10 protein-coding genes are annotated in these 16,776 nt (G+C 47.7%); 6 read left to right on the top strand and 4 right to left on the bottom strand.

All coding sequences use genetic code 11. The features are described 5' to 3' along the window. Positions 1-5 precede the first annotated feature (5 nt). From MTBPR1_RS14415 to MTBPR1_RS18015, 4 genes are all read left to right on the top strand, one after another. Positions 6-1,106 (top strand): efflux RND transporter periplasmic adaptor subunit, encoded by a 1,101-nt coding sequence (locus tag MTBPR1_RS14415; RefSeq protein ID WP_069189713.1) that lies wholly within the window; start codon positions 6-8, stop codon positions 1,104-1,106. Positions 1,107-1,109: 3 nt separating this feature from the next. After that, positions 1,110-4,244: an efflux RND transporter permease subunit gene (locus MTBPR1_RS14410; RefSeq protein ID WP_069189712.1), complete on the top strand. Its 3,135-nt coding sequence runs from the start codon at positions 1,110-1,112 to the stop codon at positions 4,242-4,244. Between the two features lie 392 nt (positions 4,245-4,636). Next, complete coding sequence (locus MTBPR1_RS14405) at positions 4,637-5,002, top strand: hypothetical protein (protein ID WP_126465257.1); 366 nt, start codon at positions 4,637-4,639, stop codon at positions 5,000-5,002. A gap of 48 nt (positions 5,003-5,050) precedes the next feature. Then, complete coding sequence (locus MTBPR1_RS18015; RefSeq protein WP_069189748.1) at positions 5,051-5,452, top strand: DUF1465 family protein; 402 nt, start codon at positions 5,051-5,053, stop codon at positions 5,450-5,452. Positions 5,453-5,459: 7 nt separating this feature from the next. On the opposite strand, the gene MTBPR1_RS14395 is transcribed toward MTBPR1_RS18015, so the two are convergent. Then, positions 5,460-6,617: a M20 aminoacylase family protein gene (locus MTBPR1_RS14395; protein ID WP_069189710.1), complete on the bottom strand. Its 1,158-nt coding sequence runs from the start codon at positions 6,615-6,617 to the stop codon at positions 5,460-5,462. 96 nt (positions 6,618-6,713) lie between these two features. Between MTBPR1_RS14395 and MTBPR1_RS14390 the strand changes: the two genes are divergently transcribed. Beyond that, positions 6,714-8,450, top strand: coding sequence for a PHA/PHB synthase family protein (locus MTBPR1_RS14390; protein WP_069189709.1), 1,737 nt, complete (start codon positions 6,714-6,716; stop codon positions 8,448-8,450). 150 nt (positions 8,451-8,600) lie between these two features. Further along, complete coding sequence (locus MTBPR1_RS14385; protein WP_083223116.1) at positions 8,601-10,472, top strand: bifunctional diguanylate cyclase/phosphodiesterase; 1,872 nt, start codon at positions 8,601-8,603, stop codon at positions 10,470-10,472. Here the strand turns inward: MTBPR1_RS14385 and MTBPR1_RS14380 are convergent. The 3 genes from MTBPR1_RS14380 to MTBPR1_RS14370 form a co-directional block, all read right to left on the bottom strand. Beyond that, positions 10,440-12,428 (bottom strand): methyl-accepting chemotaxis protein, encoded by a 1,989-nt coding sequence (locus MTBPR1_RS14380; RefSeq protein WP_069189707.1) that lies wholly within the window; start codon positions 12,426-12,428, stop codon positions 10,440-10,442. The genes MTBPR1_RS14385 and MTBPR1_RS14380 overlap by 33 nt on opposite strands. A gap of 128 nt (positions 12,429-12,556) precedes the next feature. Further along, the gene (locus MTBPR1_RS14375; protein ID WP_069189706.1) at positions 12,557-15,754 is read right to left on the bottom strand and encodes an efflux RND transporter permease subunit; all 3,198 of its coding nucleotides are present in this window, start codon (positions 15,752-15,754) and stop codon (positions 12,557-12,559) included. Then, entirely contained in the window at positions 15,751-16,734 is a 984-nt protein-coding gene (locus MTBPR1_RS14370; protein WP_069189705.1) for an efflux RND transporter periplasmic adaptor subunit, read from the bottom strand. The genes MTBPR1_RS14375 and MTBPR1_RS14370 overlap by 4 nt, the downstream gene beginning before the upstream one ends. Positions 16,735-16,776: the final 42 nt, after the last annotated feature.

The raw sequence follows: 16,776 nt of genomic DNA, 5'->3' as shown, positions 1-16,776 counted from the left end.
ATACAATGACTTTACCAAAAAACAAATCCATCCTGATTGCACTTGTGATTGCAGCAGCGATCACCTTGTGGCTGCTCTCTGGCATCTTTAAGTCTGATGAGCCTGTTGTTTCGCAAAGTGTTATCTCTAATCAGGAACAAAAGCTGGTAAAAGTCTTGATTGCGACAAAAAAAGCCGTTGAACATGCCAATGTCATCACCATCTACGGTCAAACAGATGCTAATCGTACAGTCGAGCTCAAAGCCCAGACCTCAGGCCAAATTAAAGAAGTTCTTATTGAAAAAGGCTCTCTGGTTAAAAAAGGTGACATCATTGCCCGCCTTAAAATGGATGACCGCCAGCGCCGCCTAAAAAGCGCGCAAAGTTCTGTTCGCCATCGCCAACTTGAATTTGAAGCCTCGCGCAAACTTTCTCAAAAGAGCTATCGCTCTCAGACCAAACTGGCAGAAGCCGAAAGCCTGTTACATGCTGCCAAGGCTGAGCTAAAAATCGCTGAGCTTGATATCCAGCATATTGCCCTAAGAGCCCCTTTTGACGGCAAGCTAGAAGATAAAACCATTGAAGTCGGTAATTATGTCGGTGTGGGCGATATGGTTGCCAAATTTATTGACCTCTCCCCTATCATCATCACAGCCGAAGTACCTGAAAATGCAATTAGCACGGTCAAGGAAGGTCAAATCGCCAGCGCCGTTTTAACTGACGGGCGCACAATTGACGGCATTATTCGTTTTGTGGCCTCCACCAGTGATAAAACAACCCGCACCTACCGTGTTGAGATGGAAGCGGAAAACCCACAACATGATATCCCTGTGGGACAAACCGCCAAGCTCCGCTTAAAAGTCGGCACCCATGCGGCTTATTTACTATCTCCCTCCATTCTCACCCTGTCTGATCAAGGCGTTATTGGCGTTAAAACCCTTAATGAGACGGATGAAGTTCAATTTAATCCGGTGCAATTGCTCGAAGATACCCAAGATGGTGTCTGGGTTTCAGGACTTGCTCAAAGTGCGCGCATTATTTTGCGCGGGCAAGAATATGTCAAAGCTGGTCAAAAAGTCATTGCTATGGAAGAAGACAATGACGCTACCAAAGCACAGGATGAATAGAGTATGAAAAACGCCATTGAAGCCGCACTTGGTCATGCGCGCACGGTGCTTTTGACCCTTGCTTTGATCCTCATTACCGGAACGGTTGCTTATAACAACATTCCCAAAGAGTCTGATCCTGACATTAACATTCCCATCATCTATGTGGTGGCAAGTCATGATGGTATTTCTCCTGAAGATGCGGAACGGCTGATCCTGCGCCCGCTGGAACAGGAAATGCGCACCATTGAAGGTGTGAAAGAAATGCGCTCAACCGGATATGAAGGCGGCGGTAACGTTACGCTGGAATTTGAAGCTGGTTTTGATGCGGATAAAGCCCTTGATGATGTGCGCGAAAAGGTCGATCTGGCAAAATCAGAACTGCCCGATGAGACAGAAGACCCCAGTGTGCATGAAGTCAACTTCAGCCTTTTCCCCGTTCTCGTGGTCACCATTGCGGGTGAAGTCCCCGAGCGCACCCTTGTTAAGCTTGCGCGCGACCTTCAAGACGCCATTGAAGCCATCCCCACCGTTTTAGAAGCCGATATTGCAGGGGACCGCGATGAGATCGTTGAGATCATCATTGATCCGGCAAAGGTCGAAATGTACGGCCTGACCCCGGCTGAAGCCATGAATATGGTGAGCGCCTCCAATAAACTGGTGGCGGCAGGCTCCCAAGATACGGGTCAGGGCCATTTTGCAATCAAGGTGCCCGGCCTTTATGAAACGGTTTATGATATTAAATCCCAACCGCTTAAAGTCGAAGGTGACAGTGTGGTCATGTTGGGCGATGTGGCTGAGGTGCGCCGCACCTTTAAAGACCCGACCAGCTTCGCCCGCGTGAACGGTCAACCCGCCATTGCCTTGGAAGTGTCAAAACGCACGGGCGAGAATATTATTGAAACCATTGAGCGCGTGCGTGATGTGGTTGCTTTTGAACAATCCCTCTGGCCTGAGGCTTTGCGCACAAACCTGCAAGTCTCTTACTCCCAAGACCGTTCCAACCAAATCCGCACCATGTTGGCGGATCTGCAAAATAACGTGCTTAGTGCCATTTTGTTGGTCATGGTGGTTGTGGTTGCCGCCCTTGGCTTGCGCACAGCAGGCCTTGTGGGCATTGCTATTCCCGGCTCTTTCTTAGCGGGTATCCTTGTTATTTCAGCCCTTGATATGACCATGAATATCGTTGTGCTTTTCAGCCTGATCTTGGCTGTGGGTATGCTGGTTGATGGCGCTGTGGTTGTGACTGAATATGCCGATCGTAAAATGATTGAAGGTTTTCATCGTCGCAAAGCCTATGGTCTGGCTGCCCAGCGTATGGCTTGGCCGATTACAGCCTCAACCGCCACAACATTAGCCGCCTTTCTCCCGCTTTTATTCTGGCCCGGCATCGTCGGGGAATTTATGAAATTCCTGCCCATTACGCTGATTGCGACCCTTTCAGCCTCCTTACTTATGGCCCTGATCTTTGTGCCGACCTTAGGCTCGCTTTTTGGTAAAGCCTCAGAAGCCGTGCCAGATTTAAGCGAAGTTGCCCCAGATAAAGAAACCGACCTGACCAAGCTTCAAGGCATGACGGGCCAATATGTCCATATCCTGCAAAAAGCCTTAAAACACCCTGCCAAAGTACTGGGCGCAGCCGTTAGCGTGCTGGTGATTGTCCAAGTGGTTTATGCCAACTTCGGTAAAGGGGTGGAATTCTTCCCCGAGGTTGAACCGGAAAATGCCAAAGTCAATGTACGCGCACGCGGTAACCTATCGGTCTGGGAACAAAAAAATATTGTTGAGCAGGTTGAGGCCCGCATCCTGCCCATGACAGAATTTAAAACCGTTTACACCCGCATTGGCAAAGCCGAACAAAGCGAAGAAGCCGAAGATATTATTGGGTCGGTCTCCTTAGAATTTAAAGATTGGCAGGAACGCCGCCCTGCCAATGAAATCCTTACTGATATTGCCAAACGGACCGAGGATATCCCGGGTATTGAAATAGACTTTCGCAAGCAAGAAGAAGGACCGCCCACAGGTAAGCCTGTTAACATCCAGCTTTCATCGCGATACACAGACCTCCTGCCCGCAGCCATTGCCCAAATCCGCACTGGGCTTGAGCAAATGGACGGGATGATGAACTATGAAGACTCCCGCCCCTTACCCGGTATTGATTGGGAACTTGATGTAAACCGCGCCCAAGCTGCCAAATATGGCGCCGATATCGGTCTGGTCGGGAACTTCATTCAAATGACGACAACAGGGTTGAAACTGGGTGAATACCGCCCTGATGATACCGATGATGAAGTGGAAATTCGCGCCCGCTTCCCCGTGGCGGACCGCACCATGGATCGCTTACAAGATATTCGTATCAACTCTGAGGCAAGCACGGTTCCCATTGCCAACTTTGTGACCCGCACAGCAGAGCCACGCATCGGCAATGTCAATCGCGTCGATGGGTTTCGCGTCATGGCAGTGAAGGCCGATGTGCTGCCCAGTGTGAATGTGGATGCCAAGCTCAATGAAATTAAAGTCTGGCTGAAAGAGCAAAAGATTGATCCCCGCATCAAGGTGGAATTTAAAGGTGAGGATGAAGAACAACGCAAGGCTGAAGAATTTTTGAGCAAAGCCTTTGGCGTGGCCCTGTTCATCATGGCGATTATTCTGGTGACCCAGTTTAACAGTTTTTACAGCGCTTTTTTGATCCTATCCGCCGTGATCATGTCCACCATTGGGGTCTTTATCGGCCTGTTGATCACTGGACAACCCTTTGGCATTGTCATGGGCGGCATTGGTGTTATTGCTTTGGCAGGGATTGTGGTGAACAACAATATCGTTTTGATCGATACCTTTGATCGCCTCAAACATGAAACGGGCACTGTTTTTGATGCCATTGTGCTGACAGGTGCGCAACGTATGCGCCCGGTGTTATTAACAACGGTCACCACCATGCTTGGTCTTTTACCCATGGTGATGCAGCTCAATATCGATTTCTTCACCCGTGAGATCAGCGCTGGCGCACCGTCTACACAATGGTGGGTCCAGCTTTCAACCGCCATTGTTTTCGGCCTTGGCTTTGCCACGGTTTTAACCTTAGTGGTGACGCCTTGCGCCCTCATGGTGCGTGCAAATGTCCAAGAATGGTCTAAAAACAGAAAAAAAACGACTGCCTAACTTTATGATAAATAACCCCAAATTCTTTAAAACGGTAATTCATCAACCCTGAATCTGCGAAAAACAACCATTTACTTCTTTCGTATTAATGCCTTTAGTTTAGTTACTTGTAGATGTGGAGAAAATAAGCCTGCTGAGCCTATGTGCGGTTTTAAAAGGCATAAAAACCGCAGAAAACAAAGAGAAATATCAATTTAACATTCATAGCACGCTGAATACATTCGTAACCGACAGTAGATTGCTCCATTCATTTAAGTTCTTTTACGTACTATCCCATACTACTTACGTAGGCAATTCCCTGAAAAAGCCTAACCCTTCTGCACATTTGATAAGTTCAAAAGAACACGTACAGTATTAAACAGTAGGAAATTGTACGTTTAATGGAGGGCAATATGCATTCCGATTTATCATTTATGATCGCCATGGACGGCTCACCATATCCCGTTCGTTTTGAAGCTGATGTTCTTGACGAGTTTGAAAAAGAACATGCTGAAACGATGGATTTGGAACTTCGTAAATTTTCAGATCAGTGGTTTGGCCCGACCCACTTTTTAGACCATTTCAACCGCCTTGGGGTTGTCGCGCAATTAATTCGCGATGCGGTCAAGGATGAAAATGGTGTTCTCGTTGCCAAATATGTGTTGTGGATGGCGGCGCGCTATCCAGAAATTTCTGGAATTCGCATCCAAGAAGACACATATGAATTTACGGCGAACATTTTTGATGAAACAACGCCGGAAGGCTGTTCCATCCATTAAAGAATAAAATCTTCGCCATCCATTTTCTGTTAAATGGCGGAGGTTCTCATGGGGAAAGTCGCAACAACTGTAAACTGGCTGGACAGAACGTTTGACGAGACAATGTCTTTGTTAATAGAAGCCGAACAGTATCATGCCTATAGGTTTGAACACCAAGTCCGCCATTTAGTACCTGTAAAGAGACTAGCCCTAACAAAAGAGTCCTTGCGCGTTACATCCAGACTTTCCCACATGATGTCTTGGCTTATGAGTGAAAAAGCCATCTTAAATGATGAAATTACCCGTCAGGACTTTGCTCAAAACACTCAGCCCCTTGCCCAAGAAGATATCTGCGTTGAACCCACAAACACTCCCATCGAAGACTGCCCGCGCGCCCTTCAAAGCTTAAGAAGGCGCAGTTGGGAGCTTTTCATGCGCGCAACCCGCATTGAAGGCATGTTGCGCCAATAAAGCCTCGTTAACCTAAAATCTCACTCACAAGGTTAACCCAATAGCTCGCCCCCATATGCAGCACATCATCATTAAAATCATATCCCGGATTATGCAGCAAGCATCCCCCCGGCACGCCCCCTGTGCCAAGCCAGACATAACAGCCCGGTTTTGCCTGTAACATATAGGCAAAGTCTTCAGCCCCCATGCTCGGTGTTGGGTCCAACATCACATGGTTCTCACCAACCGTCAGCATTGCCGCACGCGCGCAATTTTCCGTTTCTTGCGCATCATTCACCGTTGCGGGGTAACCCGTAATATAATCAAGCTCATAGTCTGCGCCATGAGCAAGGCATACGCCCTTAACAATCCGGTTAATGGTCTCTTCCAACTTATCTTGTACTTGCGGGTTAAAAGAGCGAATGGTGCCGCGCATGATCACTTCTTCAGGGATCACATTCCATGTATGGCCGCCATTAATTTGCGTAACAGACACCACAACCGCATCTTGCGGGTTCACCACCCGGCTGGAAACAGATTGTAAGGCCAAGACAAGCTCACTTGCCACCACCACAGGATCAATCCCCAGATGCGGCATGGCCCCATGGCACCCCACTCCTTTAATGCGAATTTCCATAGCATCACAGGCCGCCATGAGAGGGCCTGCTTTCATCGCCATTGTCCCCATGGGAAGCTCAGGCCAATTATGCATGCCATAAACGGCATCTGCGGGAAACTTCTCAAACAGCCCTTCTTCAATCATCACCCGTGCCCCACCTTCATTTTCTTCAGCGGGTTGAAAAATAAAATGCACGGTTCCTTTAAAATCTTTATTTTCACTAAGGTGTTTAGCTGCGCCCAACAACATCGCCATATGCCCATCATGACCACAACCATGCATTTTACCAGCATGCTTAGAACAGTGTGGCACGCCGGATTGCTCAACCATATCAAGCCCATCCATATCTGCGCGCAAGGCAATTGATGGCCCCTCACCTGTTGTTAAAGTCCCAACCACACCCGTTTTGGCGAGCCCTTCATGAACCTCAAGACCAAACTCTTTTAGGCGCGCAGCAATAAAATCCTGCGTCAGGACTTCTTCAAATGCGGTTTCAGGGTAGCTATGCAAATGGCGCCGCCAATTTGTCATTTCCTGAACCAGAGGATTTTCTTGTGAAATTTTCATGAAAACGGCCCTTAACAATTGCCCAAAAGCTAAATTAGGATTATAAATGCTGCAACGCAAAATAAACATAATGATCTTCGTGGAGTAATTCTTAACATGACACGCATGTCCGTTCCAAACGTAAAGACAAGCATCGACCGTGCCATTCACGCCGTTGAAGGCCGTATGACCAACGGGCTATCGCCTGCTTCCATTATGGTGGCCTATTTTGACTGGCTGGTTCATATGGCGCATTCACCGGGTAAAATTGGTGAAATGTCTGAAAACTTTGCCCGCAAAACCATGGATTTCAACATCTGGGCGGCACGTGCAACCATGGACCCGGAAATCCCTGATTTCATCCAGCCTTTACCGGAAGATCGCCGTTTTCGCGCTGAAGAATGGAAACAGTTCCCGTTTAACGTTCTTGCACAAGGCTTCTTGTTAAAAGAACAGTGGTGGCACTATGCGACCATGGGCATTCCCGGTGTTTCTAAGCACCACGAAAGCATGGTTTCTTTTGGTGCGCGCCAATGGCTTGATATTATTTCGCCAACCAACTTCTTTGCCACAAACCCACAAGTTCTTAAGACAACCATGGAACAAGGCGGTCAAAACCTTGTCAAAGGGGCTGAGAATTATTGGAATGAAGTGATGCGCAACATCACCGATGAACATAATGCGGCAGAAAGCGAATTTCAGGTCGGTAAAAACCTTGCCTGTACCAAAGGTAAAGTGGTTTATCGCAACCGCCTTGTTGAATTGTTGCAATATGAACCAACAACCAAAAAAGTTGATGCCGAACCGATCCTGATCGTTCCGGCCTGGATCATGAAATATTATATCCTTGATCTCTCGCAATATAATTCCTTGGTGAAATATCTGGTGGATCAAGGCCATACGGTCTTCATGCTGTCATGGCATAACCCAACGGAAAAAGACCGCGACCTGACCATGGAAGATTACGTCAGCCAAGGTGTGATGGAATGTCTCAAGGCTGTAACAACCATCGTTCCGGACAAAAAAGTCCATGGTGTTGGTTATTGTTTGGGTGGGACACTTCTCACAATTGCCGCAGCTGCCATGGCGCGCGATAATGATGATCGTTTCAAAACCATCACCCTTTTCACCACGCAAACAGATTTCTCTGAAGCTGGTGAATTGATGCTCTTTATCGATGAAAGCCAAATTTCTTACATGGAAGACATGATGTGGGATCAGGGCTATCTCGATACCAAGCAAATGTCTGGTGCCTTCCAGCTGCTGCGCTCCTTTGATCTCATCTGGTCTAAGATGGTGTCAGAATATCTTCTGGGTGAACAGCCACGCGTGAATGACCTGATGAGCTGGAACGCTGATGCAACCCGTATGCCTTATAAAATGCATACTGAATATCTGCGCCGCCTGTTCCTCAACAACGACCTCTCTGCGGGGCGTTTTGAAGTCGGTGGCAAACCGATTGCCATTTCTGATATCCGCACACCTATTTTTGCTGTGGCAACTGGTAAAGACCATGTAGCGCCATGGAAATCTGTTTATAAGATCCATCAGATCGTTGATACGGACGTAACCTTTGTTCTCACCAACGGTGGGCATAATGCTGGGATCGTTAATGAGCCGGGCCACCCGCGCCGCCATTACCAAATTGCAACCAAGCTGGATAACGACAAATTCGTTCCCCCACAAGAATGGGCAGAACGCCAAGATGTTGTTGAAGGCTCTTGGTGGGAGCCATGGCAAGAATGGTTGGTCAAGAACTCTTCAGGCAAAGTAAACCCACCATCACTTGGCACACCAAAAGGTGATTACGCGCCGATCTGTGATGCACCGGGAACCTATGTTTTTGAAGAGTAAAACATACCTATAACCCACAAAAACCCTCGTACTGTATGTACGGGGGTTTTTTTATACTTAAGTATCGCTTTTTATCTTGAACTCCGCCTTACCCAAACCAATCTACATAAAAACAAAGCGCTCTATCAGGGGTTAATAAGGAGTGTGAACATGTATCGCCAAACTGACCGTCGAAACGAAGCAACATTGTTTAATCACATGCAATCTTTGCGAAATCTATCGCGAAGCCCTTCCGTCTTGTGCGGAGACCTATATGGGGCGATGGGCGATATTATACACACTCTATCTGCCACCCTTGAAAATGCCCGTATCGGCATTTGGGTGTGTGATCGTGATGATCCTGATCTATGGCAGTGTCTTGCTAGTACACAAAGCAATACTGAAACGTTTAAACGCAAAGAGCTAGAAGACCTGATCAAACGTCTGGATCAGGACTTTATTTATGCCATTGATAATGCCAGCACCCTACCGCGCAATGAGGCAAAACCCGTTCATTTCTTCACCCCGCATATCTGCGCCCAATTATGTGCCAGCATCCAAATTGATGCCCAGACCCTTGGGATCATCTGTTGTGAATATGACGATGGGCCTCACCGCTGGGCCTTAGAAGAAATTTACTTCACAGAATCCATTGCCAATTTCACCTCCCTGTTCCTAATTGACTACAACCGCCGCGTGGCAGAAATGAAGCTGTTTGAAGCCATGCGCAATGATCAGCTGACAGGCTTGGCAAACTCGTCCTATTTCATTCAGGAGCTGAAAAAGAAAATCGCTCTGCGTCCTGATTGCCCCCTGTTCCTCTCCTTGCTTGATATTCGCGGCTTTCGCCATATCAACGATATTCACGGTCATGATGTAGGTGATGAAACGCTTAAAAACCTCGCTCTACATTTAACCCGTTGCTTCCCTGATGCACTCATTGGGCGCACGGCAAGTAATGAATTTATTCTGGCGCGTTATATTGAAAATAACGAAGACATGGCAAAGACAAGCGACCAGATCATCAAGCTTCTGAAAATAGATCTCCCTGTTGGAAATGATCGTCTCTTACTTGATGTATCCATCGGGGCTGCGCTTTACCCACAGCATGGGACACGGGTTAAAAGCCTGATTAGAAAATGCGATATCGCCCTGTTCAAGGCTAAAGAAACTGCAAATGCGAGCTTTGTAACGTTTAATGAGCATCTCGGCCAAGATTACATCAACCATATCCGCTTAAAGAAAAAACTTAAAACAGCGCTTTTTGATCATCGTTTGATCAATCACTATCAGCCTAAAGTCAATTTGCAAAACCTTGAAGCCACAACCGGGGAAGTTCTTGTGCGCTGGCAAGATCAACAAGGCCAGTTTATTCCCCCAGCCCATTTCATCCCCATTGCAGAGCGCACAGGCATGATTAATGAATTAGGCCGTCAAGTTCATAACAATATCTGTAATGACCTCTGCCTTGTAGATGCCTTCAGCCAAAGCGGTCATATCCTCTCAGTCAATGCGAGTGTCATGGAATTGCGCAACCCCAATTATGTGGCGCAACTCCTTGAACGTATGAGCCAATGCCATGTGAAGCCCCATCAGCTTGAAATAGAGGTCACCGAAAGTACATTTTTAGATGAAGACCGCATTACACTTGAAAACCTCAAACAGCTTAAGAAAGAAGGTTTTGCCCTTGCCTTGGATGATTTTGGCACGGGCTATTCCTCATTATCTTATTTAAAACAGGTCCATTTCGACACCATCAAAATCGACCGCAGCTTCGTCACCAATATCCATCAATCCAAACAGAACCGTGATATTGCAACCTCCCTGATCAAGCTGTTTCATGATTTTGACTGTCAGGTGGTTGCCGAAGGCATTGAGTTTGAAGCCGAGGCTGATATTTTGCGCGATCTTGGCTGTGATTTCGGGCAAGGTTTTCTCTATGCTGCCCCAATGGGGATAGATGAATATGCCCAATATCTAGACTGTTCACCTATTTCCCCAAAGCTCAGCCTAGGCCTGTTTAACAGCACTCAAGAAACTTGAGACCTGCGTATTAAGCTGTGTGAACTGTTGTTCAAACTTGTTCACATCCTCAATGGCTTCTTCCGCTTTTGCCTCAGTTCTGCCTGCTTCACTTTCCACCGCACTAATTGTGCCTGATACAACTGAAGCATCTTGGGTCACATTAGAAATGCTGCTCGCAATTTCGCTAGTGGCTGATTTTTGCTGTTCAACTGCTGTGGAAATAGATGTTGAGATATCATTGAGGTGACGGATTGTTTCACTCACATCATTAATAGCTGTCACCGTTTCTTCCGTAACAGACTGCATTTCAGTAATCTGTTTAGCAATATCACCCGTGGCTTTTGCTGTTTGGTTAGCAAGGTTCTTAACTTCACCTGCAACAACTGCAAAACCTTTACCAGCTTCACCAGCACGGGCCGCCTCAATCGTTGCGTTCAGGGCCAACAAGTTGGTCTGTTCTGCAATGCTATTAATTAAGGAGGTCACCTCTTCAATGGCAGAGGCACTTTGGGTCAGCTTGGTCACAAGCGTATTTGCCAATTCCGTTTCATCAACAGCCTTATTGGCAATATCGGTTGAGCCATAGACTTGGCGTTCAATCTCTCCAATTGAGGCTGAAAGCTCTTCTGAGGCAGCTGCAACCGCATCAATATTATTGGCGGAAGAGTCCGCTGAGGCCAAGGCCTTATCGGCTTCACCCAAAGTCTGCTGGGCAGCGCCCTTCATCTCAGACACCATGGATTTCACATTAAGAGAGGCCTGACTGACATTAGCAAGAATGTCACGAACAGAGCTATCAAACTCAAGGGTTTCGGCTTGCAGCCTTTCTGCACGCTCGGTTTGGATGCGGCTGTTTTCTTCTTGCTGGGCTGCAAGGTCTTTTGCAGAAATCATATGCTTTTTAAAGATTTCCACGGCTGAGGCAATTTCGCCATATTCATCTTGTTGTTCAACATAAGGAACGCTTGCATCATCTTGCCCGTTGATAATATCCATCATCACCGACTTCAGCTTGATCACAGGGCGCACAATTCGTCTAGAGGCAAAATAACCAACTGCCGCACCAAAGGCGATAATTACAACAAAAATAATAAGATAACTGTTCTGCGCCTTACTTTTCAGCACTTCAAAACCCGTCACACCAGAGGCGAAATAGGCCACACCAACCGTTTTGCCAGAAAAATCATAAATCGGGGCGGCAAGGGTTGTCACCACGCCCGCATCAAAAGTCTCTTCGCCCAAATAAGTAATCTCGTTTAAACCTTCCTTTACACGGGCAAGGTCAAAACTCGTTGTTTCTGGGAAGGTCGATGCTTTTAATTTGATATCCGCATTTGTTGCATCAAATTCTTTCAAGGATGCATTGCTGTTAGGCAGCAAGAAAAAGGCCGTTTCAACACCTGTTTCTTTTTTAAAGCTATTGAGCAGAGCTTTACCAAAAGAAAGACCAAATTCAACGGAGCCCACATGCTCTCCATTATAAAAAATGGGGCTAATGCCGCGCGCGCCTAAACCGGCACGGCCGCGCTCAAGGCCTTGGACGGCTTTGCGTGTCTCGTTGGTTTTTACGATTGTTTTTCGAAAGCCAGAGAGGTCATCTCCAAATTTCTTGGCTTTATGGACACGCAAAAATGAGGTTGCTGGTGAAAGGTGGAACTGGAACTGGCGCACGCCGAAATTCTTTTTCATATCAGCAAAGCCAGGGACAAAGGTCTTGGCTAAATAATCGCGACCCCCCTCAGCCATGGCTTTTTGCACGTCCGGTAAAGTCGCAATTAACGCACTACGTGCTGCGGCATTATCTAAAAGAGAATCCACGCGCGTCTGAAACTGTTTTGCAAATGAGCGCAGTTCTTTTTCTTTAGAAATCTCAATTGAATCTTCAAGGACCTGCCAAGAAGACACATTTGATAAAATAATAGCAACAACAACCACACCAATGATTGCCGCCGCAATCTTTGTCACAACCTTCATACCGATCTACCCCAATTTTTGCTATTTCAAGCACATAATATAAACACAGATTAATAAACGTAGTTTTTTTATGGTCTTTTGGGGCTAAGTATCATTTCGCAGTGCGAAATACAAGCATTAGATGAGTATTATCTCATATCCTTACCATCATCGCGCAACACCACATAAATGGCAGGGATCACCAGTAAGGTGAGTGCGGTTGAAGAAAACAAACCAAAGACGAGCGAGATTGCCAAGCCTTGGAAAATCGGGTCTGCCAGAATAAATGCCGCCCCGATCATGGCTGCTGCTGCGGTTAAAAAGATCGGTTTAAAGCGGATCATGCCCGCTTCTAGCAACACATCGCGAATAGGGCGTCCCTCACCTTGGCGCTGGCGAATAAAATCAACCAGCAAGATTGAGTTGCGCACAATAATTCCTGCTAAAGCAATAAAGCCGATCATGGAAGTTGCGGTAAAGGGGGCTGAAAACATCCAGTGACCCAGCACAATCCCGATGAGCGTTAAAGGCACAGGTACTAAAATCACCAAAGGCAGTTTGAAACTACCAAACTGACCAACCACCAGCAGGTAAATGGCAAGAATAGCCACACCAAAGGCAGCCCCCATATCGCGGAAGGTCACATAGGTAATTTCCCATTCCCCATCCCACAAGAAAGTCACCTGTCCTTCATCAAGGGGCTGACCGTGGTATTTAAGCGCAGGCATACCAAGCTTGCCCCAATCCACCTTTTCAAGGGCGTCTTCAACCGCGAACATGCCGTAAATTGGGGCTTCATAGCGCCCGGCAAGTTCTGCTGTCACCATTTCAGCGGCGTACCCATCACGGCGAAAAATCGGATGTGAGGCTGTTTCGCGCACCAAATTCACCACTTCACCAAGCTCTACATTGCCATTTTTTGACGGCACAGGTGTTGAGAGCAGGCGCTCAGACATTTGTAAATCTTCCTTGGGCAGGCGCACCATAATTTCCATGGGGTCCACGCCAGCCCCGCGATGGGAATAGCCAACTTTCACCCCACCGAGCAATGCCCCCAAGGTGTCATAAACCGCTTCTTCTTCCACACCGTGAAATTCAAGGCGCTGCTGGTCAATCTCAAGGCGCAAGCGCTCTGATGGATTACCAAAGCTGTCATCCACATCAACGATGAAATCAATCTCTTCAAAAACGCTTCGCAGTTTTTGTGCTGCTTCACGCCGGCTTTCAGCATCTGGTCCATAGACTTCAGTTAATAAAGTCGCCATCACAGGCGGGCCGGGCGGCACTTCCACCACTTTGATGGAACTTCCCGCCGGGGCATCAACGGCTTTTAGGAGTTCGCGCACTTCCAGCGCAATGTCATGGCTTTCGCGATCACGTTCATGTTTAGGCAGTAAATTAAGCTGCACGTCACCATATTCCGGCTTATCGCGCAGATAATAATGGCGAACCAGACCGTTAAAGTTAAACGGCATGGATGTCCCCACATAGACCTGCATATTCATCAGTTCAGGAATAGCTTTCAGCTTCTCCGCCACATCCATGCTCACACGTTCTGTGGCTTCAAGACTTGCGCCTTCAGGCAGATCAACCACCACCTGAATTTCTGATTTATTATCAAAAGGCAGAAGCTTTACCGTCACGCTTTTTGTATAAAACAAACCACAAGACACAATGGTTGCCACGCCCACAATGGTGAGGAATTTCTTGGACTTGCTGCGATCTTGGATAACAGGACGGGCAAACCGTTCATAAAAACGCCCCATAGCCCCGCCATCACTTTCATCATGATGATGGGCATCGCCTTCCATCATGCGACCGCGCAGTAACATCAACAACCATGGCGTAATGATCACCGCAACAAAGAAAGAAAATAACATGGCAGCTGATGCATTGGCCGGGATCGGGCTCATATACGGTCCCATCAAGCCAGAAACAAACATCATGGGCAAAAGGGCCGCCACAATCGTCAAAGTCGCAATAATGGTCGGATTGCCCACCTCAGCCACCCCTTCAATGGCAGCTTGTAAGGGCGTGCGATCATCCTTCATGTTCCAGTGACGCACGATATTTTCCACCACCACAATGGCATCATCCACCAAAATCCCGATGGAGAAAATCAGCGCAAACAGGCTCACACGGTTAATGGTATAGCCCATCAGGTATGAGGCAAAAAGCGTCAGCAAAATCGTTGTCGGGATGACCACCGCCACCACAACAGCCTCGCGCCAGCCCACAGTAAAATAGATCAAAATAACGATAGAAACCGTGGCGAGACCAAGGTGAAAGAGCAGCTCATCGGCTTTTTCCGTGGCTGTTTCGCCATAGTTACGCGTGACATCAACCTGCACGCCTTCTGGCAAAAGCTTGCCTTTTACAATTTCAAGGCGCTGTAAAATTTCATCGGCGACAAAAACCGCATTGGCCCCTTGGCGTTTTGCCAAAGCCAGCGTGACGGCTGGTTTGCGCACTAATGAGCCATCTTCAGCCTTTTCCATATGCCAAACACGTTTTTCTTCCGGCTTGGCCCCGACAATGACGCGTGCCACATCTTTTACATAAACCGGACGCCCATCATGAGAGCTCAGCAACAACAAGCCCACATCGGGCATGCCTTGTAAGGTTTGGCCCGCAACTACGGGGACGGAGCGATTGGCTTCGCGCAACCTTCCCACCAAGAAAGAGCGGTTGGCATGTTCGATTTTTTCCACAAGTTGATTGAGCGCAATGCCATAAAGGGCAAGCTGTTCTGGGTCCGGTTCCACCCTGATTTGGTCTGCACGTCCCCCAACAATATAGCTTAAGCCCACATCATTGACCTTCACCAACTCATGCTGGAGCTCATCTGCAACCGCATAAAGGGTATTATCATCCCAACGCGCGGCTTCATTGCTTTTGGGTGATAAAGTTAAGGTCACAATCGCCACATCATTGATACCACGACCGACAATTAAGGGTTCCACCACCCCATGGGGCAGCTTTGCCATATTGGCGCGCATATTTTCATGTACGCGCAAAATGGCATCATCTTCACTTGTGCCCACAAGAAAACGCGCGGTTACAACCACTTGGTCATCTTGAGTCTGGGAATAGACATGTTCGACAGAATCAATCCCCTTAACGATATCTTCTAAAGGCTCTGTCACCAGCTCAACCGCATCTTGGGCTTTTAACCCATTGGCAGAAACCAGAATATCCACCATAGGCACAGAGATTTGCGGTTCTTCCTCGCGCGGTAACATCACTAGCGCTACAAGCCCAACAACCAGTGAGGCCAGCAGCAATAAAGGGGTGAGAGGCGAAGTGATAAAGGCTTTGGTAATGGAGCCTGAAATACCTAATTTCATGAACCTGCTCCGATCAACTCATCACCTTCGCGCAGGCCGGAGAGGATTTCATAATGATCGTTCATCAAACGACCGGGCTGGACCACAATTTCGGTTTTATCTTTTAAGCGCACATAATGCAGCCCATAGCGGCTATAGACATATTCTTTTGGCAGTAAAAAAGTCGTGCGTGTTCCCGTTGATACAAAAACGCGGATACGCTCCCCAATAAAGAAATCGCCAAGCCCGCTGACTTCCACATCGGCAACCACACGCCCATTTTGCATTTCAGGATAAACTTGGCGCACGGTTCCTGCGCGCAGTTTCCCGCCATTATCAGTGCTCATGCTGCGCTCACCCACTTGCACCTGATCACCTACTTTAATGAAACGGGCATGGCGCTCAGGCACTTCAATGCGCAAAATATAGGTTTCTTCAGCAATAGAGGCGATTGCCTCACCGGGCATGACCACCACGCCGCTTGTCACCTTCACACTCAACACACGCCCATTTGCAGGAGAGAGCACCGCACCTTCGCGTTCGCGCTGTAAAACAAGTTCGCGCTCATTATCCATAGCCTTGAGGTTTTTAAGAACCACATCCAGATTGGTGCGCGCTTCATCAAGGCGCGCTTGGGAACCCGCCCCGCTTTTGCGCAGGCGTTGTGCACGTGTGAGTGCAATTTGCGCCAGTTTTCGTTCTGCTTGTAGTGAGGCCATGCGCGCATCCACGGCTTGTTTTTCTAACTGGAGCTTCTCATCCTTAATACGCGCAATCACTTCGCCAGCCTTAACAAGGCTACCTTCATCGACCAACAGCTCAACCACCGTGCCGCCAATGCGCGCACGTGCGGGGGTAAGGTCCACCGTCTGCACCGTGGCAAGGACGGCTTTTTGATCTTCAATTTCCTGTTGCTTTACCAAAAAGCTGTCTTGCGCCCATAAAAGCGAAGACTGGAAAAAGATTGAGGCAGAAAGAAGAGCGAAGCTGCGCAAATTCATAAGAAGGCTCCAGTTAGAATAATTCATATTGACAATAGTATC

Source organism: Candidatus Terasakiella magnetica (assembly GCF_900093605.1).
GTDB classification, from domain to species: Bacteria; Pseudomonadota; Alphaproteobacteria; order Rhodospirillales; family Terasakiellaceae; genus Terasakiella; species Terasakiella magnetica.
Note: the sequence above shows the minus strand (reverse complement) of the source record. Positions and strands in the feature narration are given on the sequence as shown.

What these genes read in the sequence shown, in the direction of transcription:
- MTBPR1_RS14395 (WP_069189710.1), bottom strand. Translation starts at nt 6,617, where the DNA reads ATGAAAATTTCACAAGAAAATCCTCTGGTTCAGGAAATGACAAATTGG.
- MTBPR1_RS14385 (WP_083223116.1), top strand. Translation starts at nt 8,601, where the DNA reads ATGTATCGCCAAACTGACCGTCGAAACGAAGCAACATTGTTTAATCAC.
- MTBPR1_RS14390 (WP_069189709.1), top strand. Translation starts at nt 6,714, where the DNA reads ATGACACGCATGTCCGTTCCAAACGTAAAGACAAGCATCGACCGTGCC.
- MTBPR1_RS14370 (WP_069189705.1), bottom strand. Translation starts at nt 16,734, where the DNA reads ATGAATTTGCGCAGCTTCGCTCTTCTTTCTGCCTCAATCTTTTTCCAG.
- MTBPR1_RS14380 (WP_069189707.1), bottom strand. Translation starts at nt 12,428, where the DNA reads ATGAAGGTTGTGACAAAGATTGCGGCGGCAATCATTGGTGTGGTTGTT.
- MTBPR1_RS14410 (WP_069189712.1), top strand. Translation starts at nt 1,110, where the DNA reads ATGAAAAACGCCATTGAAGCCGCACTTGGTCATGCGCGCACGGTGCTT.
- MTBPR1_RS18015 (WP_069189748.1), top strand. Translation starts at nt 5,051, where the DNA reads ATGGGGAAAGTCGCAACAACTGTAAACTGGCTGGACAGAACGTTTGAC.
- MTBPR1_RS14375 (WP_069189706.1), bottom strand. Translation starts at nt 15,754, where the DNA reads ATGAAATTAGGTATTTCAGGCTCCATTACCAAAGCCTTTATCACTTCG.
- MTBPR1_RS14405 (WP_126465257.1), top strand. Translation starts at nt 4,637, where the DNA reads ATGCATTCCGATTTATCATTTATGATCGCCATGGACGGCTCACCATAT.
- MTBPR1_RS14415 (WP_069189713.1), top strand. Translation starts at nt 6, where the DNA reads ATGACTTTACCAAAAAACAAATCCATCCTGATTGCACTTGTGATTGCA.